Here is a 16,218-nt window from a genome sequence, read left to right on the forward strand (position 1 = left end):
TTGATTCTGCGCTTTTTGCATGGAAGTCAAGCCCGTTTGTTGCGCATGGCATAAACCAGCTTGGGTGTGCCCGATGTACCTTCCACGAACTTGCGGTACTGCTCGGTTTCCATACCGTAGATCGCGAGCTTTCCTGCGGGATCGTAGTGAACGCCCCAGCCGTACTTTTTGGGAAGCATGGAAGCGCGCATGCAAGGATGGCTTTTCGAAAACAGCTCGGCCCAAATTCGGTCTGCGTCCTTGGCGATCGTCTCTTCGGGGTATTCCTTATGGCGGATATGTACCTCATAGATCAGATCATCTATGGTGTAGCGATAGGGATCGATAGACAAAAGCTCGTACTGCAGGACGTGAATGGACGGCTTTGCATTCGGCTTTGTGGTCGGTACGACTCCAGTCGTTACGGGACAATCCTGTGCCACTTGCACGAAAGTATCTATAATCAATCGCATCTTCATCACCTACTTACTAGCATAGCGAGAGGTGAAGTGGTATGCAAGATTTGGAAAAAGGATAATGGATTAATAGCCAGTGGATTGCAGGAATGCTGCCACAGCGACGTTGTACGCATAGGCGGACTCGATGGTTTTCGTAGTGCTTTTCAGCCATTCCTCTTTCTCGTCAGCGAGCTAAAGCCAACGTTTTTTGTCCACCGAGGTAAGAGCGGTAAGCTTCGCGATATTGCTCCTCAGCGGATGGATGGCTCGATTTCATTTTCTCCCATGCTTCTTTGGCCTCGTTTACTTTTCCATTCGAGGCTTTGACCTCTTGCTCCGCTTTCTTTTGAGCCAGTGTGTAGAGAAGTTCGGCTTTTTGTGCCACTTTTATAAAAAAACTTTGCATAACGAAATACATATTTTGCCTTTGTATGGGAATGGTAAAGGAGTAAGGCAGGAATGCTAAGACGCAGCTTCCACAGGCTCCGCTCCCAACAGCAGGGCCGAGTTCGATGGATAGGAGATGGTGGCCCTGGATAAAAATCGATATTACATCACTTTGCAAAGCGGTACGACTGTTGCAGAGATTCGGAGTGAAAAAGGCTCTTCGACGTATGACTTTGAGATTGAGGCAACCGATGTGGAAGTCGGGATGCTGCGTGATCTGATGAATAACTGCGTGCATGGGGACTTCATGATGTGGATGCACGGGCATACGCTCTGGTCTGACATGCCGGACCGCGACAACGATGAATACGATGACAACCTGCGAGCGATTTACCAAATCATTTATCAGCATGGAACGTCGAAAACAAAGCAGGATTTGGAGCAGATGGGGTTGGTCAAGCTTTTGGGCCTAAATCGAAACGAATTGCGCCCTTTTTAACGGCAGTCACGGAAAAATTACAACATTTTTCCATATTTCTTCAACAATCGTGCCACAATCGATGGACAAACTTTCGGAGGAAAGCGGAGATGGATTAGACCCGTTTTCCTCTCAGGTCGAGCGACGATTGTACAGACTGGAAAAGGAGTGGACAGCATGAAGCAATGGAAAACAGGATGGATGGCTACGGCTCTGGTCGTGGGCTTGGCAATGCCGGGAAGTGTCCTGGCGGTGCAGCAGCCGCTTGTCCAGGCAAACAATGTGACTTTGGCGCATGGTGATCATGGAAAAGGCCAGGTCAAAATGCGATACGGCATGCATATGGGTGCCCATCAAAGGATGTACATGACGCTACTGGCGGAGAAGTACACGCCAAACAGTGTAGGGGAATGGCAGTCCGTGATGAAAGAACGGGAGCGACTGCTAGAGCAGCTCCGGTCAGCTCGTGAAACTGCAAGCGAGGAAAAAAGCAAAATGAAAGACCAGCTGAGAGAGAAGGTCAAAAGCGGGGAGATTAGCAGCGAACAGATGGAGCAGCAGTACAAGGAGTGGAAGGAAAAAAATCGCGGTACCGTGCCGTCTGGTGAAAAGGAAAACAGAGAGGCGCAGCGCGAGAAATTCAAGCAGGTCCACGAGGAATTCGATGCTGCCATTGCTTCGGGTGATGCGGCAAAAATCAAAGCCGCTTTGCCCAAGCTGCTAGAGCAAATGAAGGCGAAAAACGACCGTCTCGCAAAACGGCTGGCAGAAAAACAAAAATAACGCAGCAAAAACAAGGACGTGTCACTGGTGCGCGTCCTTTTGTGCGTTTAGCCGATCTGGTGTCCACTCTTGCACAATCACCATTTCACTCGCATGGCATTGTGGACACCAGCCGGTATGCAGGCATTGATTTTTTTGGCGGTCGGGGTAGCCATTATCCATCTTTGCGTCATCGATTTCCCGATAAGGACTGTAGTCACCGTAAAAGTCGTATAGCCGTCCTGCATCATCCAAGCGATTTCCACACCGGGAGCACGCTTGCTTCAAGGCAACCAAACCATTGCAAACCGGGCAGAGATGGTCCATGAGATCCTCCTCGAAAAGAAGATTGGGCTCTTCCTACTGTGCGCGGGAAGCAGGGGGAGTATGCAAGCGTTCCAATCCCATACAGCAAAAAAGCGCGGAGGCTTACTCCCGCGCTCGTTCTAGGCAAGACCTAGGATTTAAAATTGTCCATGCTGGAGGAATGACCAGGCTGCAGCTTTGCATCTGGGAAAATGTAGCCGACAGCGTTGTTGACAGCAGTGGGCGCTTCGCCAAAACCAACAGCGATCAGCTTGACCTTGCCTGGATAGGTGGCGATGTCGCCTGCGGCATAAACGCCGGGAATGTTCGATTCCATGCGGCTGTTGACCACAATGGACCCTTTTTCCAGTGCCAAGCCCCAGTTTTTGATCGGACCGAGTGAAGAGCTAAAACCAAAGTTGACAATGACAGCATCAACCTCGATGTCCAGCTCTTGCTTGGTCGTGCAGTTGGTCAGGGTGAGACGCTCGATGGCTTCTTCGCCGTGCAGCGCGGTCACTTCGTAGGGGGTTGTGACGTTGACACTCGAGGACATCAAGATGTCAACGCTATGCTCGTGCGCTCGAAACTTGTCTCTCCGATGAATGAGGTGCACTTCTTTTGCGATGGGTTCGAGCATCAAAGACCAATCCAGGGCGGAATCGCCCCCGCCGATGACGGCAACGCGCTGGCCTTTGAAGGAGTTCAGGTCGGTAACAAAATAGTGCAGGTTTGATTTCTCGTATTTGCTGGCATCCGGATGCTCCAGCTTGCGAGGTTCGAAGGCTCCTACACCGGCTGTGATGATCACGGCCCGAGAGTAGTGCATGCCTTTATCGGTGGTAATCACAAAGATTTCGTCTGCATTTTTCGCAACATTCTCGACCTTTTCTTCCAAACATATCTTTTGCTGGAAACGAGCAATCTGATCCTTCAGATTATTGATCAGATCCTGAGCCAACACTTTGGGTATACCAGCCACATCGTATATGTGTTTTTCAGGATAAAGGGCAGCTAATTGACCGCCAAGCTGCGGCATGCTCTCAATGAGCTTTACGCTTACCTGGCGCATACCACCGTAAAAAGCTGTGAACAATCCGGCCGGGCCGCCTCCAATGATCGTGATGTCGTAGATATGCTCATCCCTTTGCAGAAAATTCAATCCCAAGCACCTCCGGAATTAATCAAAATCCAGCGCATCCATCATTATAGAAATACTTCTTTTATACGAAAATAATGTTCCTGGAGGGAAAAATAAAAAGGAGGAGCGCGTTAGAGCTAGTCCAAAGATGGAATTGGGAAAGATGGGTAAAAAAACCTTGCCAAACCAAGCATCACTGGATATGATGAGGGTAACTGTAAAGAAATTGACACATTTTTTCTAGCTTTGTGCAATTTTTCACAGGTTGGAATTGAAGGCTACCCAGAGCAACCATTCCGAGCCGACAACACATCCGAGATTGGGGCATCCTATTTCGTAACAAATCACGTGAAATTTGGCACAAACATCCTTTAGTTACCATTATCCTGATGAATGGAAGGGATATTCATGAGTACACCTAAAATCCTCATTCTCGGCGCCGGATACGGAGGCCTGCTCACCACGCTGCAGCTGCAGAAAAAGCTGAACTATAACGAAGCGGAAGTCACCTTGGTCAACAAGCACAACTACCATTACATCACGACCTGGCTCCATGAGCCTGCCGCTGGTACCGCCTCTGCTGATCATGCCCGCGTCGATTTGGATAGGATCATCAACAAAGAGAAAGTGAATTTTGTTAAAGGAACCGTAAAATCGATTCAGTCTGAGGAGCAGACCGTCACACTGGAGAGCGGCGAGATCCTCGATTATGACTACCTCGTCATCGGGCTGGGCAGTGAGCCGGAAACGTTCGGCATCGAGGGGCTGAAGGAGTACGCTTTCAGCATTCGCAGCATCAACGCGGTCCGCAACATTCGGGAGCATATTCAGTACATGTTCTCAAAATTCAAGCAGGAGCCTGACCGCACGGATTACGTCACGTTCGTAGTGGGCGGCGCTGGCTTTACCGGAATCGAGTTTTGCGGAGAGCTGGGGGATCGTCTGCCTGAGCTGTGCGAGGAATTCGACGTTGACCCGAGTAAAGTGAAGGTATATTGCATCGAAGCGGCACCGACCGCTCTGCCTGGCTTTGACCCCGAGCTGGTCAACTACGCGCTGGACGTTTTGGGCAAAAAAGGAATCGAATTCAAAATCGCCACGCCGATCAAGCAATGTACGCCAGATGGTGTTCTGCTGGCAACGGGAGAAGAGATCAAAGCGAAAACGGTCGTCTGGGCCGCTGGCGTGAGAGGAAACAGCATCGTCGAACAGGCTGGCTTTGAAGTGATGCGTGGACGCGTAAAAGTAGATGAATACTTGCGTGCGCCTGGCCATGAAAACGTATTTGTCGTAGGTGACTGCGCGCTGATCTTTAACGAGGAAGGACGCCCGTATCCGCCGACAGCCCAAATCGCGGTTCAAGAAGGCGAAACGCTCGGAGAGAACCTCGTCGCAATCATTCGAGGAGAAGTAACACACAAGTTTACCCCGCACCTGCAAGGAACGCTGGCTTCTCTTGGCAAAGGGGAAGGCATCGGTCAGGTCGGATCAAAAAAATTATTCGGCAGCACGGCAGCCATGATGAAAAAGGCAAGCGATTTGCGCTACCTGTACAAAATCGGTGGCGTCGGTCTCGCCCTGAAAAAGGTGAAGCTGTAGCATGCGTCATGCAAGTATTCAGGTCAGAGGCTTGATGACCAAAGAAGAGATGGACCGTTACAATGCCATGATGGAAGTGGGGGCTTACCTGGAGGAACAGGGGCGCCATGATCTCGCTTGGCATGTACAGCACGAGGTAGACATACTGATCCTGCCCGCCATTGAGCGCCTAAAGGAAAAAGGACGAGAGCGGGATCGGGAAAACCTTCGCTATATGATCGACAACGGACTGCTGGACGACGATGACGAGTAAGAGAGAGTGCCCTCCGGTATGCGCCGGGGGGCTTTTCCTTTGCCAGAAATGGTATACTCAAAGCACAGCATCGGACGAGAAGGGAAGCGATACACGTGCGTGAAGGAAAAGTGTGGCTGGGGGCCTGCGGGATCGTCATTCGCGGGGAAGAAGCCCTCGTTGTCAAAAAGGACTACAGTGGTTTGAAAGGGCAGTGGTCCTTTCCTGCAGGATTTGTACAAGAAGGAGAGACGGTAGACGAGGCAGCCGTTCGCGAAGTCTTGGAGGAGACAGGTGTGGAAGCCGTCGTGCGACAGGTGGCAGGGATTCGCTCTGGTGTCATTAAAGGCTCGATCAGTGATAATATGGTCGTCTTCTGGATGGACTATGTAAGCGGCGAGCCGCGTCCACAGGAGGGGGAAATCGCCGAGACTTGCTTTACGCCCATCCGTGAACTCTTGACGGATCCGCTGTCATCTACCTACTTAAAAATCATTCTACCTGGCTATGCAAAAAGAGAGAGCGGGATGCCAGGGCAGACATACGATATCGATCCAGTCTTTCAGTACACATCCTATAAAATATTCAAGTAATGGTGCGATTGAAGAAGCTAGACCGTGATGTTTCCGCTTACATCACGGTTTTTTCTGTTTTTTCACACAATAACTGAATTGTGCAGACGGCGTTTTTTCTGTTAAAGTTAGATACATCAAAATTATCAGAAAATACATGCAATTATTTCCAACGCATGTAAGATAGGAAAGGGGAGCTCACCATGAGACATAAACAAGAACAATGCCCGTACTGCAATGGACAAGGGTATTTCCAACTGCTCCTGGGCGGATCGGAAAATTGTCCGAACTGTGAAGGGTCTGGAACCCATCATCAAGAGGAACCTGTTTCTGCAGCGAATAAGTAAACGAGCATACGTACAAAAGCCGGGCGCGAGAGCGTGCCGGCTTTTTTTGCGAGTCCGCCTTGTTGTCAAATATTGACCAGTCCATCTGGTTTAGGCTACACTAAAATACGATAATAGCCATCTTTGCACCCCATTGGTGGATGTGCGGGAGAGGCAGGAGGCGTAAGATCGATGAGTTTGCTTCAGTTTGTAGTATCCATTGTTCTTTTTACCGTGCTGGGCTTTGGCATCGGATTTATTTTAAACATGATTTTGAAAACAACGTGGTTCCCCGTGGTCATTGCATTGGGGGTGCTTGTAGGTGCCCTGGTTTATCAAAAAGTAGTTCCAGGCATCTGGGATGCGGTCATTTTAGGATGTGGCATGGCAGGGACGGTAGCATCGGGATGGACGATTCACACCCTGCGTAAAAAAGGATACCGGATGTTTTAATAACAGGCTGAGGGTGCTCCCATTTGGGCGGGCATCCTTTTTTTGTGTGGGGAAAATCGGACGCAATATACTGAATTTTTCATAAACCATCCAAAATTTGTGTATACTTTCCTTCTCTTCGGGACATGACTAGAACCGAGAGGAGGTTTACCAGAAATGAATGGGAAGCTGTCAATCAGTTTCATTGCTCTGTTCATCATGGTTCTGACGGGATTTGCGAGCGATGGGTATGGCTATAACGCAGTTGGAGATCGCAGCATCCAAACTGCATTTGGAATTAGAGAAACGAAAGATGGGCAGCGGGTCGTCAAAAAACGCACGGTCTCCGCTAGCTCCCTCACTCAAGTCATTGATAAATCGGACGCACTCCTGGATCAGTTTCCGAAAGTACGCGTCGTAGCGACAGGCTATTACGCCGGATTTGAGTCGACAGGCAAGAATCCGTCTCATCCTTCTTACGGCATCACTTATTCAGGCGTGAAAGTACGAAGAGACGATTACTCAACAATTGCTGCTGACCTTCGTATCTTTCCGATTGGGACGGTGCTGTACATTCCGGGCTACGGCTATGGTGTAGTAGCGGACAAAGGTGGAGCAATCCGCGGACACAAGATTGACCTGTATTTTGAAACCAAGCAGGACGTGTTCAAGCAATGGGGCAAAAAATCAGTGGATGTCTATATCGTCAGACGAGGTGATGGCAAGCTGACAGAAGCCTTTCTCAACAGCCTGAACCAAAAAGGAATCGCCGCAATGGCGGAAGTCGTAAATTAACACAAAAAAGTGAATAGCATAAGCAAAACAAAGATGCTGCGTAGGCAGCATGAAAGAAAAAATGAAAAAACGTTCAGGCCAAAATCAGGTCTGAACGTTTTTGTGTTAGGGGTGAATCAGGCTTACGAGCTTATCCAGGCCGTCGAGAATGCGGGGGGAGGGACGGCAGTACAGTCCTTCTTCAAGCAAATGGACCTGGTGCTTGCGGATCGCCGTCATTTCCTGCCATTCGGGACGCTCGGTGATCATCGCGGGTTTGATGCGTTTGAGCTCAATCCCGCACCAGACGACACAGATATGATCTGGATCGCGCTCGGCCACCATCTCGCGTGTCGCTTTGACATTTGCTACCGGATAGTCACAGAAGACATTTATGGCGCCGGCGATTTCACTCACATCCGTAAGCCAGTTTTCCTCACCTGGCGTGTAGATTGGATTGGGCCACCACTCCCAGTAGAGCTTGGGACGGTGAGAATATTGAGACGCTCGATGTCGGATGGTTTCCACTCTTTCGTCAAAAAGAGTGGCGAGCTGATCCGCCTGCTTATGCATGTCTGTCGCTTCTCCGACCAGTCGGATGTCTGCTGCTATCTCGTTGATACGCGATGGGTTCAGGACGATGTGGGGAATGCCGCGCGACTGCAGGGCTTCCACGTTCGCTTCCATGCCGGGTACGCTCAGAGAAGCGACGACCAGATCAGGCTTCAGCGCCGCTACCCGATCCATGTCGATGGTCAGGTCCGGCCCCACCTTGGGCAAGTGCTGCCACTCCAGGGGCCAGTCCGAATGATCGTCCAGCCCCACGACCTGTTCACCAAGACCCAGATAATAGAGGATTTCCGTATTGCTCGGACAGATGGAAACAATTCGCATGCAAAGTCCCCCCTTTGGGTATGCCTTAGAAGAACGGATGCACCAAAAGCGCAATCATGATGCCCAGCCAACCGCCGATGAGCACTTCGATCGGTTGATGACCGAGGAGCTCCTTCAGCTTTTTGGCCTTTTCCTGATTCGGACGCACCTTGAGTGATTTCATGCCTTCCAGGAGATGATTAAACTCATCCACGAGCTTGTTCAGCACCACAGCCTGCATCCCGGCATGCCGGCGGACACCGGCCGCATCGAACATGACGATCACACCAAGAATGGCGGAGATAGCAAACATGTTGCTGGAAAAGCCTTCACGCAGACCCACTGCCGTGGAGAGAGCGGTTACAGCTGAAGAATGGGAACTAGGCATGCCGCCTGTGCTCAACATCAGCGACCATTGCCATGTTTTGGTAGCGAAATAATTGAGGGGAATTTTGATGAATTGGGCGATTCCTATGGCAAGCAGCGCAGCCCATAAGGGGAAGTTTTCTAAAATATCCGCCACGGAAAATCCATTCCTTTCTACGTACGCTTCTTTCGTATATTGTAACAGAAGGGCGAGGTCTCCATCCGTGAAGTTTTCGTATGGATGTAACGGAATGCCAATCTGTGATACCATTAGTAAAGCAGCTGATGAAAAAAATTTGTCAGGCAGCTCTACATACAGTGTTTTGGAAGCGTTTCACGAGGTTTTCTTTTTGCAACGGTGAAACGGAAGGTGTGAACATCCATGCGGTATCCCGGACAGTATCTGCAGTTCATTGAGAAATTCAATGAAGGTGAGTACTACGAATGCCATGATCTCCTCGAAGAGATCTGGATGGAAAACAAATCCGACAAGTTCCTGCAAGGGCTCTTGCAAATGGCAGTCGGCCTGTATCATCGGGAATACGGCAATATCAAAGGCGCTCGCTGGATGTTTGGCAACGCTCGAAAGTACCTGAACCGCTTTGGCCCTGTTCATTGGGGACTGGATGTGGCAGGTGTGGTCGGGTACATAGAAGCCTGCGAGAGTGCCTTGCCTGATGTTGACGTGATTCCTCCTGGAGAAGCCAAAGCCATGGTTTTTCCGTCCTTGCGTTTGCGTATCGACACATCGTAATTGGGCCTTCGAATATCAAGGCGTTGAAAACTACAAATGTGCACATAATTGTATCCTATCACAGGGAAAGAGGGAAGAGTATATGGAAGTGACCGTAGAAAAACGGATTGCGCTAGTTCATGTAGAGTGTGACGAACTGATTGTTCCACTGTGGAAAGGGGAAGAGCTGGCGCAGGTGTACCCTGAGCTGGAGCAAGCTTTTTCGGGCAGCTTGAGCGCTTTGCAAAAGGAAAAGGAAATCAGCGGCGATGCAAAAGCTATCGCGGTTATTCATAGCATGGGTAAACTGGCAGCGAAAAAGCTGATTGTCGTGGGCATGGGTGCACCAGAGAAGTTTGATTTTGTAGCGGCTCGCAGTGCATGGGGACGTGCTGCCAAAACCGTTTTGGGAAAAGGAAAAGAAAAAACGGTCGCGATCGATTTGCCTACGACCGACAAGCTCGCCGCAGATCGTTTGGCTCAGGCGGTGACAGAAGCGTTTGGGCTTGCTGAATATCACTATGAGGGCTATCGCCAAAAAGCCAAGCGCGAGGCTGATCCTGTCGCTGCTGTGCGGGTGATGACAGCGGAAGACGCCGAACAGTTGGTAGACGCTGGCGTTCATTTGGGTCGAGCGCTGGTGTCGGGTACGAATCTGGCCCGCACACTGGTAAACGAGCCTGCCAACTATTTGACGCCGCGAGCATTAAAGGACGCAGCCGTAGAAGTGGCAAACCGTTACGGCATGACAGTCGAAGTCCTGGAGCAGTCCAAGCTGGAGGAACTCGGCATGGGCGGGGTTTTGTCCGTTGCAAAAGGCAGCGAGCTTGAGCCGTACGTTATCGCAGTAAAATACCAGGGAAGAGAGACCTGGGATGATGTCATCGGTCTGATCGGAAAAGGGGTCACCTTTGACACAGGTGGGATCTCCATCAAGCCGGTAGCTGGTATGGAAGACATGAAATCCGACATGGGTGGAGCCGCAGCGATGATCGGTACTCTCGAAGCGCTGGGCCAAATCAAGCCGAAAGTAAACGTGCTGGCTGTCATCGGTACGGTAGAAAACATGCCATCGGGTACGGCTTTCCGTCCTGGGGATGTCATCACGACCATGAGCGGAAAAACCGTGGAAATCATTACGACGGATGCGGAAGGCCGCCTCGTACTGGCAGATTGCATCACCTACGCGAAGCAGCAAGGGGTAACCTGCCTGATCGATGCAGCTACGTTGACAGGCGGTATCGTGGTGGCATTGGGTCACTACTGCTCCGGGGCGATGACAAATGACAAAGCCCTCATGGCAGAGCTGCTGGAAGCGGCAGATGTAGCAGGCGAGCGCTTGTGGCAGCTGCCGACATTTGAAGAGTACCGGGAGTTGAACAAGAGCCGTTTTGCCGACCTGAAAAACTCGGGCGGACGCTATGGACACGGCATCATCGGCGGTGTTTTCCTGCAGGAGTTTGTAGAAGATACGCCATGGGTGCATCTGGATATCGCAGGAACGGCTTACAATGCCAATACCGGCGACATGCAGCCCCATGGAGGTACCGGTGTCATGACTCGGACCATCGTTCAATTTGTATCGAATCGCAGCCAATCCTAATTCCTAAAGGAGTGTTGAAATATGGTACAAAATCCTAGTAACGAAGTTCGCAAACAGCTGCTGGAGGAAGCCAAAACGATTGCCGTCGTCGGGCTTTCCAACAAGCCAGATCGCACCAGCTACATGATCGCAGATGCGATGCAGCACGCAGGCTACAAAATCATCCCGGTCAACCCTGTAATCGCAGGTGAAACGGTGTTGGGTGAGCGGGCCTTGGCGAGCCTGGCAGAAATAGAGGAGCCAGTCGATATCGTCAACGTCTTCCGAAAAAGCGAGGATGTCCTGCCAGTAGCAGAAGATACGAAAAAAATGAAGAGCAAACCAAAAGTATTCTGGATGCAGCAAGGGATCTCCAATGACGAGGCAGCTGCCCTGATGAGCGCGGATGGAATTGCTGTGGTCAACGACATGTGCATCAAAGTCGATCACGCACTGCTGCGTGTAGGGAAATAAGCAAGCGGCAAAAGGAACAAGAGAACCCTCGCAGGATCGCGGGGGTTTTTGTGCAGGCAAGCTGATGGGTCTTTGCCAGCAGGAAGTGTGCAAACCCTCTTGCAGACTTGTGAAGGATATGGTAAGAAGGGAAGCAGAGAACAATACTGACAGTGAGGAGTTGGGCTTATATGTTTTTCAATCAAGCGACGAATACGCAGCGAGACCGCATCCCGCCCAATCAAAAACAAACGACCGGATTCCCTGTACTACACTATGGAGAAGTGCCGGAGTACACGGATCTTTCCACACAGTGGAGCTTTCGTATTTTTGGATTGGTCGAAGAGGAAGTGACGCTTTCCTACGAGCAGATGATGGCTCTTCCAAAAGGCGGCACGACGAACGATATTCACTGCGTTACGGGCTGGAGCAAGCTCGACAACGAGTGGGAAGGGATTCCGGTAGAAGAAGTGCTGAAGCTGGTAAAAGTAAAGCCGGAAGCGAAGTACGTCATGCTGCACGCAGAGGAAGGCTGGACAGCCAATGTGCCGCTCAAGGACTTCATGACCCCTGGAAACCTGTTTGCCAACAAACATAACGGACAAGAGCTGACCCCGGATCACGGCTGGCCGCTGCGCTTTGTCATTCCCCACCTGTACTTCTGGAAGAGTGCTAAATGGGTGCGCGGAATTGAGTTTTTGGAGAAAGATAAGCAGGGCTTCTGGGAGAAGAACGGGTATAACATGTATGGAGATCCGTGGAAAGAGCAGCGTTTCGCTTGGGATTAAGGGCAGGAGAAAGAGGCGGGAAACCGCCTCTTTTTTGTTGGCAGTGCTTTTATGTCACCGAGAGCATGGCGTTCAAATCTTGCGCTACTGTAATGTCCGGGTCGAAGTTTTTCTATCGGAAACGGCAAAATCTCTGACTTTTGGACAGTCCAATTCTATACAGACACAAGATCACTGCAAAGACACTTGGTATCTCAACCATAACGCTTACTGAAATGATGACAAAGGAGAAGCCAATCGGTGACGTTTGAGCTGCAAGTAATCTAGTCTTGCTTTCCATCAATCAAGCTTTATGGCTACCTCTGATTAATCCCTCACCTGGATGGATCTTTAATAAACATCATAGGTGTTCTTTAAAACGAACAAAGGGCTGATTAGGAGTGTAGAAGATGCGAAGGAAGCTGCTAACAGTTTGCACGATGCTCTGGGAAGATTTGATTATAAGAGTAGGTACCTGATCAAAAGAATCCAGCATGTGCCTCTAAAAGAGTAGCCTTCGCTTGCAGAGAAAGGGAAGAGGGAGTTTTCTGATGACTTTTCCAAAAGTATTTTGAAGGGAATTTGGCAGGTACAGAAAAGGAGCATTCATTACGAGTGTTCCTATCCAAATGTTATTATTACCTGAATCGAAATAATAGAAGATACATGGAAAAAGGAACGTTCTGAATATCGAAGGGGCGTATCTGAAAAAGGTAGAAATCAATATTGCAGGGGACGATAACTAAATCTCTATCGGGGCAAATTCTAGAGGATCGAATGTGAAAATTGACATAAAAGGCTCAGGGCATTGTTTAGAGATAGGTGAAAGTTGCATCTTAGTGGCTGGAAGCTTCTGGTTCCAAACACGAGATTGTACAATAATTGTCGGGAGTCAAACAACATTTGAAGAAGCAAATGTCTCTGCACTTGAGCCAAAAGCAAAAGTTCAAATAGGGAAGGATTGCATGTTCTCTTATGACGTTCATATCCGAAACGGGGATTCCCATTCTATTCTGGATGTGGAATCAAACAAACGAATTAACTTGGGTCGGGATATTTATATTGGAGATCACGTCTGGCTAGGAGCGCATGTGAATGTTCTGAAAGGAGTCACGATCGGTGAAAATAGCGTTATAGGAATTCGTTCCCTGGTTACAAGTGACATACCGAGTCATTGCGTTGCTGCAGGTTTGCCGGCAAAAGCAAAGCGCAGCAACACTTATTGGACAAGGGAATTAATAGAAGGGGGGGAACGATCCGTTTCTTCTTAGACGTACGTCAAACCCGCCATACTTCTGGCGGGTTTCGCTTGTTCACTCCATTACTTTGCCATGATTGTAGTGACTGGATCAGAAGCGGTGATCCTCTCCAGAGGAATGCATCTAGCGTATGAAAAATGAGCTTTGGCTAGACCTTTCTAACATACCCCTGCCTGTATTCGCGCGGCGACATTCCAAAGCTTTTGGCGAACACCTTTGCAAAGTACTTGGTATCCGCGTACCCGATTCGCTCACATATTTCGTACTGTTTGAGCTCAGGGTTTTTCAACAGCTCGCAAGCCTTTTTCATGCGGAGCTGGGTGAGGTAATTGACAAAGGTTTCTCCGGTCACTGTCTTAAATACATTCCCGAAGTAATGAGGGGTGAGATGAATTTCTTCTGCTGTTTCCCTGAGCGAGAGGGGCTTTCCCAAATGCGTTTTCATGTAGGAAATCGCCCGCTCTACAATCGCTTCGTGATAGGTTTTGGGGCCGTCCGAAGCTGGCTCATTGAAGAGCAAGCTGTCCACGATCGAGAAAAGCTCGTCGGTGTCAATCGGCTTAGTTACGTATCCCTTGGCTTGGTATCGCAAGGCGGTACGCGCGTAGGTAAACTCCTCATACGCACTGATGAGTATGACGTTGATTTCTGGATTGCTTTCATATAGGCGCTGCAAAAGCTCCAGACCGTCCATATCCGGCATGCGAATATCGGTCAGGACGATATCGAGATGGGTCCGTTCCAGCCACTGCAAAGCTTCTGTACCGCTGCCTGCTGTTCCGACTACCTCGATGTTGCGCTCCTTCCACTCGTCCATAGAGCGTAAACTGTCAGAGACCATCCATTCGTCATCCACGATCAGTAGCTTGGTCATCGCTGGTCCTCCTCGGCAGTTTAATGGTGACACGCATGCCTTGCTCGGGAACGCTGTGCACAGAAAGTCCATACGTGGCTCCAAAATGGAGACGGATACGCGATTGAACATTATAGAGCCCCACTTTTTGCTTGAATTGAGTGAGCTCCTGCGAGTGATGCTCGAGGTTGTGGCACATTTCTTCCAGCTTGCTTTTTTCAAGTCCCACACCGTTATCCTTTACTTGCAGGTAAACGGCATCGTGTTCGAGCCACCCTTTGATTTCGATGCGTCCACTGACGTCCTGTTTGGGGATAGGGTCCAAGCCGTGCAGAATCGCGTTTTCCACGACTGGCTGGAGCACCCATTTTACGGTGTAGAGGCTCTGAATCTCTTCGTCCATTTCAATCTCGTACTCTATCGGTCTTCGAGAACGAAATTGGTGCAGCTCCAGATAGCATCTGACGTACTCTAATTCCTTCCAGATCGGGATCATCTCATCGAACGTGCTGATGGATAACCGCATCAGCTTCCCTAGAAGAACGATCATTTTGCTGATCTGCGGTTCCTTGTGCTTGCGGGCCAGACTGTTGATAGACTCTAGCGTGTTATAGAGAAAATGAGGTTTAATCTGCGACTGCAGGGCTGTTAGCTCGGCTCGCCGCTTCTGGCTTTGCTCCTCATGGACGAGCTGGATCAGTTCCTTGATTTTCCCCACCATTTGATTAAAGCCTCGCCCTAGCTGGCCGATTTCATCTTTTCGTTGTAACGTAAACAGGTGATGAAAGTCGCCTTTACCCACTTTTTTCATCAAGCTCTGCAGATGGCGGATCGGGTCGGACATCCGATGGGACAAATAAAACGAGGCTAACAGGCAAAAGACGATACTGGGAAGAAGAATCCAATAGGTGAAATTGCGAATGCGGTAGATGGGCTCGTACAGAGTGGATTCCCGGAAGTAACCGATCAGGGTCCAGTCCGTTTCCTCGTTCAAAAGCGCGACAGATCGGTAAAGGTTGCCGGATCGATCTGTGATACGCTTGACTTGATCTAAGTTTTGCATGTCTTGGGCAGGAAAAAGATCGGTATCTTGCGGGTACAATACGTCACCACTTTTACTGGTGATCAGCATGCCGGATTCGATTCCGCCATGGGCATTTTTGGAGAAGTAGCTGCTTTCAAACAGGCTGTCTAAAATACTTCTCTTAAAGTCAATGATCAGAATCCCTTTTGCTTTCAGATCCTTGCTGTATAAGCGTTGGACATAGGAAAAGACGGGCTCTTCCTCTTGGCTGGTGCTGTAAGGTCGATCATGCAAGCGGGTAATGGTAGGCTCACTAGAGAGCTGGGAGAGCTTGGGCATCCATTCAAATTGGTAGAAGCTGCTCTGGTCGCGATTGAGGGAATAGCCGTAGGAGTAGACAAACCCGTGGTCGCTGACAAGGGTTATTCCTACGTTTTCAGGCCGGATCAAGTGAATGCTGGAGAAAGCCTCATCGAGCGGGAGAAAGGAGAGCAGGTACGCGTCGTAATCCTTGTTCTTTAAGAAATCAGAGACAGAGGAGCTTAGGAAGGAGATTTCCCCCATCCGCTTTAAGTCGTTGAAATAAAAGGCAAGGGTTCTCGAATTTTGTTGCAACACGGAGGAGGCATCCTGATCCAATTTGGTGACCAGCAGCTCGGAGACATTTTTATAGGTCAGGAGCCCGGATAACGTCAAAGGAACGATAGACAACAGTAGAAAATAAACAAACAGCTTGAAAAAAATCGAGTGTACAAATGGTACGACGGACGACCTTTCTTCCTGCAAATCCACTTTTTGTCCCCCTTTTTCCCACTGTTTGTTCCGTTGTTTAAATATTACAAATCATATAAATTTTAAGTCA

21 protein-coding genes are annotated in these 16,218 nt (G+C 49.6%); 13 read left to right on the forward strand and 8 right to left on the reverse strand.

The features are described from left to right. Nucleotides 1-26: 26 nt before the first annotated feature. Together EDM55_RS17640 and EDM55_RS17645 are read right to left on the reverse strand one after the other, a co-directional pair. Nucleotides 27-452 (reverse strand): DUF6157 family protein, encoded by a 426-nt coding sequence (locus EDM55_RS17640; protein ID WP_122960923.1) that lies wholly within the window; start codon nucleotides 450-452, stop codon nucleotides 27-29. Nucleotides 453-621: 169 nt separating this feature from the next. Continuing rightward, nucleotides 622-822, reverse strand: coding sequence for a hypothetical protein (locus tag EDM55_RS17645; RefSeq protein WP_141295706.1), 201 nt, complete (start codon nucleotides 820-822; stop codon nucleotides 622-624). A gap of 138 nt (nucleotides 823-960) precedes the next feature. Here EDM55_RS17645 and EDM55_RS17650 point away from each other — a divergent pair, with 138 nt between their 5' ends. Then, a complete protein-coding gene (locus EDM55_RS17650; protein ID WP_246071030.1) occupies nucleotides 961-1,323 on the forward strand; it encodes a hypothetical protein in 363 nt (120 codons plus the stop codon). A gap of 156 nt (nucleotides 1,324-1,479) precedes the next feature. Next, nucleotides 1,480-2,085: a hypothetical protein gene (locus EDM55_RS17655; protein WP_122960926.1), complete on the forward strand. Its 606-nt coding sequence runs from the start codon at nucleotides 1,480-1,482 to the stop codon at nucleotides 2,083-2,085. A 21-nt stretch (nucleotides 2,086-2,106) separates the two neighbouring features. Here EDM55_RS17655 and EDM55_RS17660 read toward each other — a convergent pair whose 3' ends face one another. Both EDM55_RS17660 and EDM55_RS17665 read right to left on the reverse strand, forming a co-directional pair. After that, nucleotides 2,107-2,391, reverse strand: a complete 285-nt coding sequence (locus tag EDM55_RS17660; protein WP_092272930.1) for a hypothetical protein — start codon at nucleotides 2,389-2,391, stop codon at nucleotides 2,107-2,109. Between the two features lie 130 nt (nucleotides 2,392-2,521). Further along, on the reverse strand, nucleotides 2,522-3,532 hold the full coding sequence (locus EDM55_RS17665) for an NAD(P)/FAD-dependent oxidoreductase (protein ID WP_122960927.1): 1,011 nt from the start codon (nucleotides 3,530-3,532) through the stop codon (nucleotides 2,522-2,524). Between the two features lie 387 nt (nucleotides 3,533-3,919). Here EDM55_RS17665 and EDM55_RS17670 point away from each other — a divergent pair, with 387 nt between their 5' ends. The 6 genes from EDM55_RS17670 to EDM55_RS17690 all read left to right on the forward strand — a co-directional run bounded on the left by EDM55_RS17670 (nucleotide 3,920) and on the right by EDM55_RS17690 (nucleotide 7,467). Beyond that, complete coding sequence (locus EDM55_RS17670) at nucleotides 3,920-5,110, forward strand: NAD(P)/FAD-dependent oxidoreductase (RefSeq protein WP_122960928.1); 1,191 nt, start codon at nucleotides 3,920-3,922, stop codon at nucleotides 5,108-5,110. 1 nt (nucleotide 5,111) lies between these two features. Then, a complete protein-coding gene (locus EDM55_RS17675) occupies nucleotides 5,112-5,363 on the forward strand; it encodes a hypothetical protein (protein ID WP_092272921.1) in 252 nt (83 codons plus the stop codon). Nucleotides 5,364-5,458: 95 nt separating this feature from the next. Next, nucleotides 5,459-5,935, forward strand: a complete 477-nt coding sequence (locus EDM55_RS17680) for an NUDIX domain-containing protein (RefSeq protein WP_122960929.1) — start codon at nucleotides 5,459-5,461, stop codon at nucleotides 5,933-5,935. 182 nt (nucleotides 5,936-6,117) lie between these two features. After that, nucleotides 6,118-6,261: a YuiA family protein gene (locus tag EDM55_RS30340; protein ID WP_170184441.1), complete on the forward strand. Its 144-nt coding sequence runs from the start codon at nucleotides 6,118-6,120 to the stop codon at nucleotides 6,259-6,261. A gap of 171 nt (nucleotides 6,262-6,432) precedes the next feature. After that, nucleotides 6,433-6,693: a YuiB family protein gene (locus EDM55_RS17685; protein ID WP_092272915.1), complete on the forward strand. Its 261-nt coding sequence runs from the start codon at nucleotides 6,433-6,435 to the stop codon at nucleotides 6,691-6,693. Between the two features lie 156 nt (nucleotides 6,694-6,849). Continuing rightward, nucleotides 6,850-7,467 (forward strand): 3D domain-containing protein, encoded by a 618-nt coding sequence (locus EDM55_RS17690; protein WP_092272912.1) that lies wholly within the window; start codon nucleotides 6,850-6,852, stop codon nucleotides 7,465-7,467. 105 nt (nucleotides 7,468-7,572) lie between these two features. On the opposite strand, the gene EDM55_RS17695 is transcribed toward EDM55_RS17690, so the two are convergent. Together EDM55_RS17695 and EDM55_RS17700 are read right to left on the reverse strand one after the other, a co-directional pair. Next, nucleotides 7,573-8,340, reverse strand: coding sequence for a cobalamin-binding protein (locus tag EDM55_RS17695; protein WP_092272909.1), 768 nt, complete (start codon nucleotides 8,338-8,340; stop codon nucleotides 7,573-7,575). A gap of 25 nt (nucleotides 8,341-8,365) precedes the next feature. After that, complete coding sequence (locus EDM55_RS17700) at nucleotides 8,366-8,842, reverse strand: divergent PAP2 family protein (RefSeq protein WP_092273048.1); 477 nt, start codon at nucleotides 8,840-8,842, stop codon at nucleotides 8,366-8,368. A gap of 225 nt (nucleotides 8,843-9,067) precedes the next feature. On the opposite strand from EDM55_RS17700, the gene EDM55_RS17705 reads away from it, so the two are divergent. The 5 genes from EDM55_RS17705 (at nucleotide 9,068) to EDM55_RS17725 (ending at nucleotide 13,491) form a co-directional block, all read left to right on the forward strand. Then, a complete protein-coding gene (locus EDM55_RS17705; protein WP_092272906.1) occupies nucleotides 9,068-9,439 on the forward strand; it encodes a DUF309 domain-containing protein in 372 nt (123 codons plus the stop codon). 82 nt (nucleotides 9,440-9,521) lie between these two features. Further along, nucleotides 9,522-11,021, forward strand: coding sequence for a leucyl aminopeptidase (locus EDM55_RS17710; protein ID WP_122960930.1), 1,500 nt, complete (start codon nucleotides 9,522-9,524; stop codon nucleotides 11,019-11,021). A 21-nt stretch (nucleotides 11,022-11,042) separates the two neighbouring features. Continuing rightward, entirely contained in the window at nucleotides 11,043-11,474 is a 432-nt protein-coding gene (locus EDM55_RS17715) for a CoA-binding protein (protein WP_092272900.1), read from the forward strand. A 170-nt stretch (nucleotides 11,475-11,644) separates the two neighbouring features. Continuing rightward, nucleotides 11,645-12,241: a sulfite oxidase-like oxidoreductase gene (locus tag EDM55_RS17720; RefSeq protein WP_122960931.1), complete on the forward strand. Its 597-nt coding sequence runs from the start codon at nucleotides 11,645-11,647 to the stop codon at nucleotides 12,239-12,241. A gap of 758 nt (nucleotides 12,242-12,999) precedes the next feature. Continuing rightward, a complete protein-coding gene (locus EDM55_RS17725) occupies nucleotides 13,000-13,491 on the forward strand; it encodes an acyltransferase (RefSeq protein WP_122960932.1) in 492 nt (163 codons plus the stop codon). Between the two features lie 136 nt (nucleotides 13,492-13,627). On the opposite strand, the gene EDM55_RS17730 is transcribed toward EDM55_RS17725, so the two are convergent. Then, complete coding sequence (locus EDM55_RS17730; RefSeq protein WP_170184442.1) at nucleotides 13,628-14,353, reverse strand: response regulator transcription factor; 726 nt, start codon at nucleotides 14,351-14,353, stop codon at nucleotides 13,628-13,630. Continuing rightward, nucleotides 14,328-16,148 carry a cache domain-containing sensor histidine kinase gene (locus EDM55_RS17735; RefSeq protein ID WP_122960934.1) on the reverse strand — a complete coding sequence of 607 codons (1,821 nt, stop codon included), beginning with the start codon at nucleotides 16,146-16,148 and terminating at the stop codon, nucleotides 14,328-14,330. The genes EDM55_RS17730 and EDM55_RS17735 overlap by 26 nt, the downstream gene beginning before the upstream one ends. Nucleotides 16,149-16,218 lie beyond the last annotated feature (70 nt).

It is taken from the genome of Brevibacillus centrosporus (assembly GCF_003710815.1).
Taxonomy (GTDB): Bacteria; Bacillota; Bacilli; order Brevibacillales; family Brevibacillaceae; genus Brevibacillus; species Brevibacillus centrosporus.

Coding starts and splice junctions, on each gene's coding strand:
- EDM55_RS17675 (WP_092272921.1), top strand. CDS start 5,112: ATGCGTCATGCAAGTATTCAGGTCAGAGGCTTGATGACCAAAGAAGAG.
- EDM55_RS17690 (WP_092272912.1), top strand. CDS start 6,850: ATGAATGGGAAGCTGTCAATCAGTTTCATTGCTCTGTTCATCATGGTT.
- EDM55_RS17695 (WP_092272909.1), bottom strand. CDS start 8,340: ATGCGAATTGTTTCCATCTGTCCGAGCAATACGGAAATCCTCTATTAT.
- EDM55_RS17720 (WP_122960931.1), top strand. CDS start 11,645: ATGTTTTTCAATCAAGCGACGAATACGCAGCGAGACCGCATCCCGCCC.
- EDM55_RS17670 (WP_122960928.1), top strand. CDS start 3,920: ATGAGTACACCTAAAATCCTCATTCTCGGCGCCGGATACGGAGGCCTG.
- EDM55_RS17685 (WP_092272915.1), top strand. CDS start 6,433: ATGAGTTTGCTTCAGTTTGTAGTATCCATTGTTCTTTTTACCGTGCTG.
- EDM55_RS17705 (WP_092272906.1), top strand. CDS start 9,068: ATGCGGTATCCCGGACAGTATCTGCAGTTCATTGAGAAATTCAATGAA.
- EDM55_RS30340 (WP_170184441.1), top strand. CDS start 6,118: ATGAGACATAAACAAGAACAATGCCCGTACTGCAATGGACAAGGGTAT.
- EDM55_RS17715 (WP_092272900.1), top strand. CDS start 11,043: ATGGTACAAAATCCTAGTAACGAAGTTCGCAAACAGCTGCTGGAGGAA.
- EDM55_RS17655 (WP_122960926.1), top strand. CDS start 1,480: ATGAAGCAATGGAAAACAGGATGGATGGCTACGGCTCTGGTCGTGGGC.
- EDM55_RS17650 (WP_246071030.1), top strand. CDS start 961: ATGGTGGCCCTGGATAAAAATCGATATTACATCACTTTGCAAAGCGGT.
- EDM55_RS17730 (WP_170184442.1), bottom strand. CDS start 14,353: ATGACCAAGCTACTGATCGTGGATGACGAATGGATGGTCTCTGACAGT.
- EDM55_RS17640 (WP_122960923.1), bottom strand. CDS start 452: ATGCGATTGATTATAGATACTTTCGTGCAAGTGGCACAGGATTGTCCC.
- EDM55_RS17710 (WP_122960930.1), top strand. CDS start 9,522: ATGGAAGTGACCGTAGAAAAACGGATTGCGCTAGTTCATGTAGAGTGT.
- EDM55_RS17660 (WP_092272930.1), bottom strand. CDS start 2,391: ATGGACCATCTCTGCCCGGTTTGCAATGGTTTGGTTGCCTTGAAGCAA.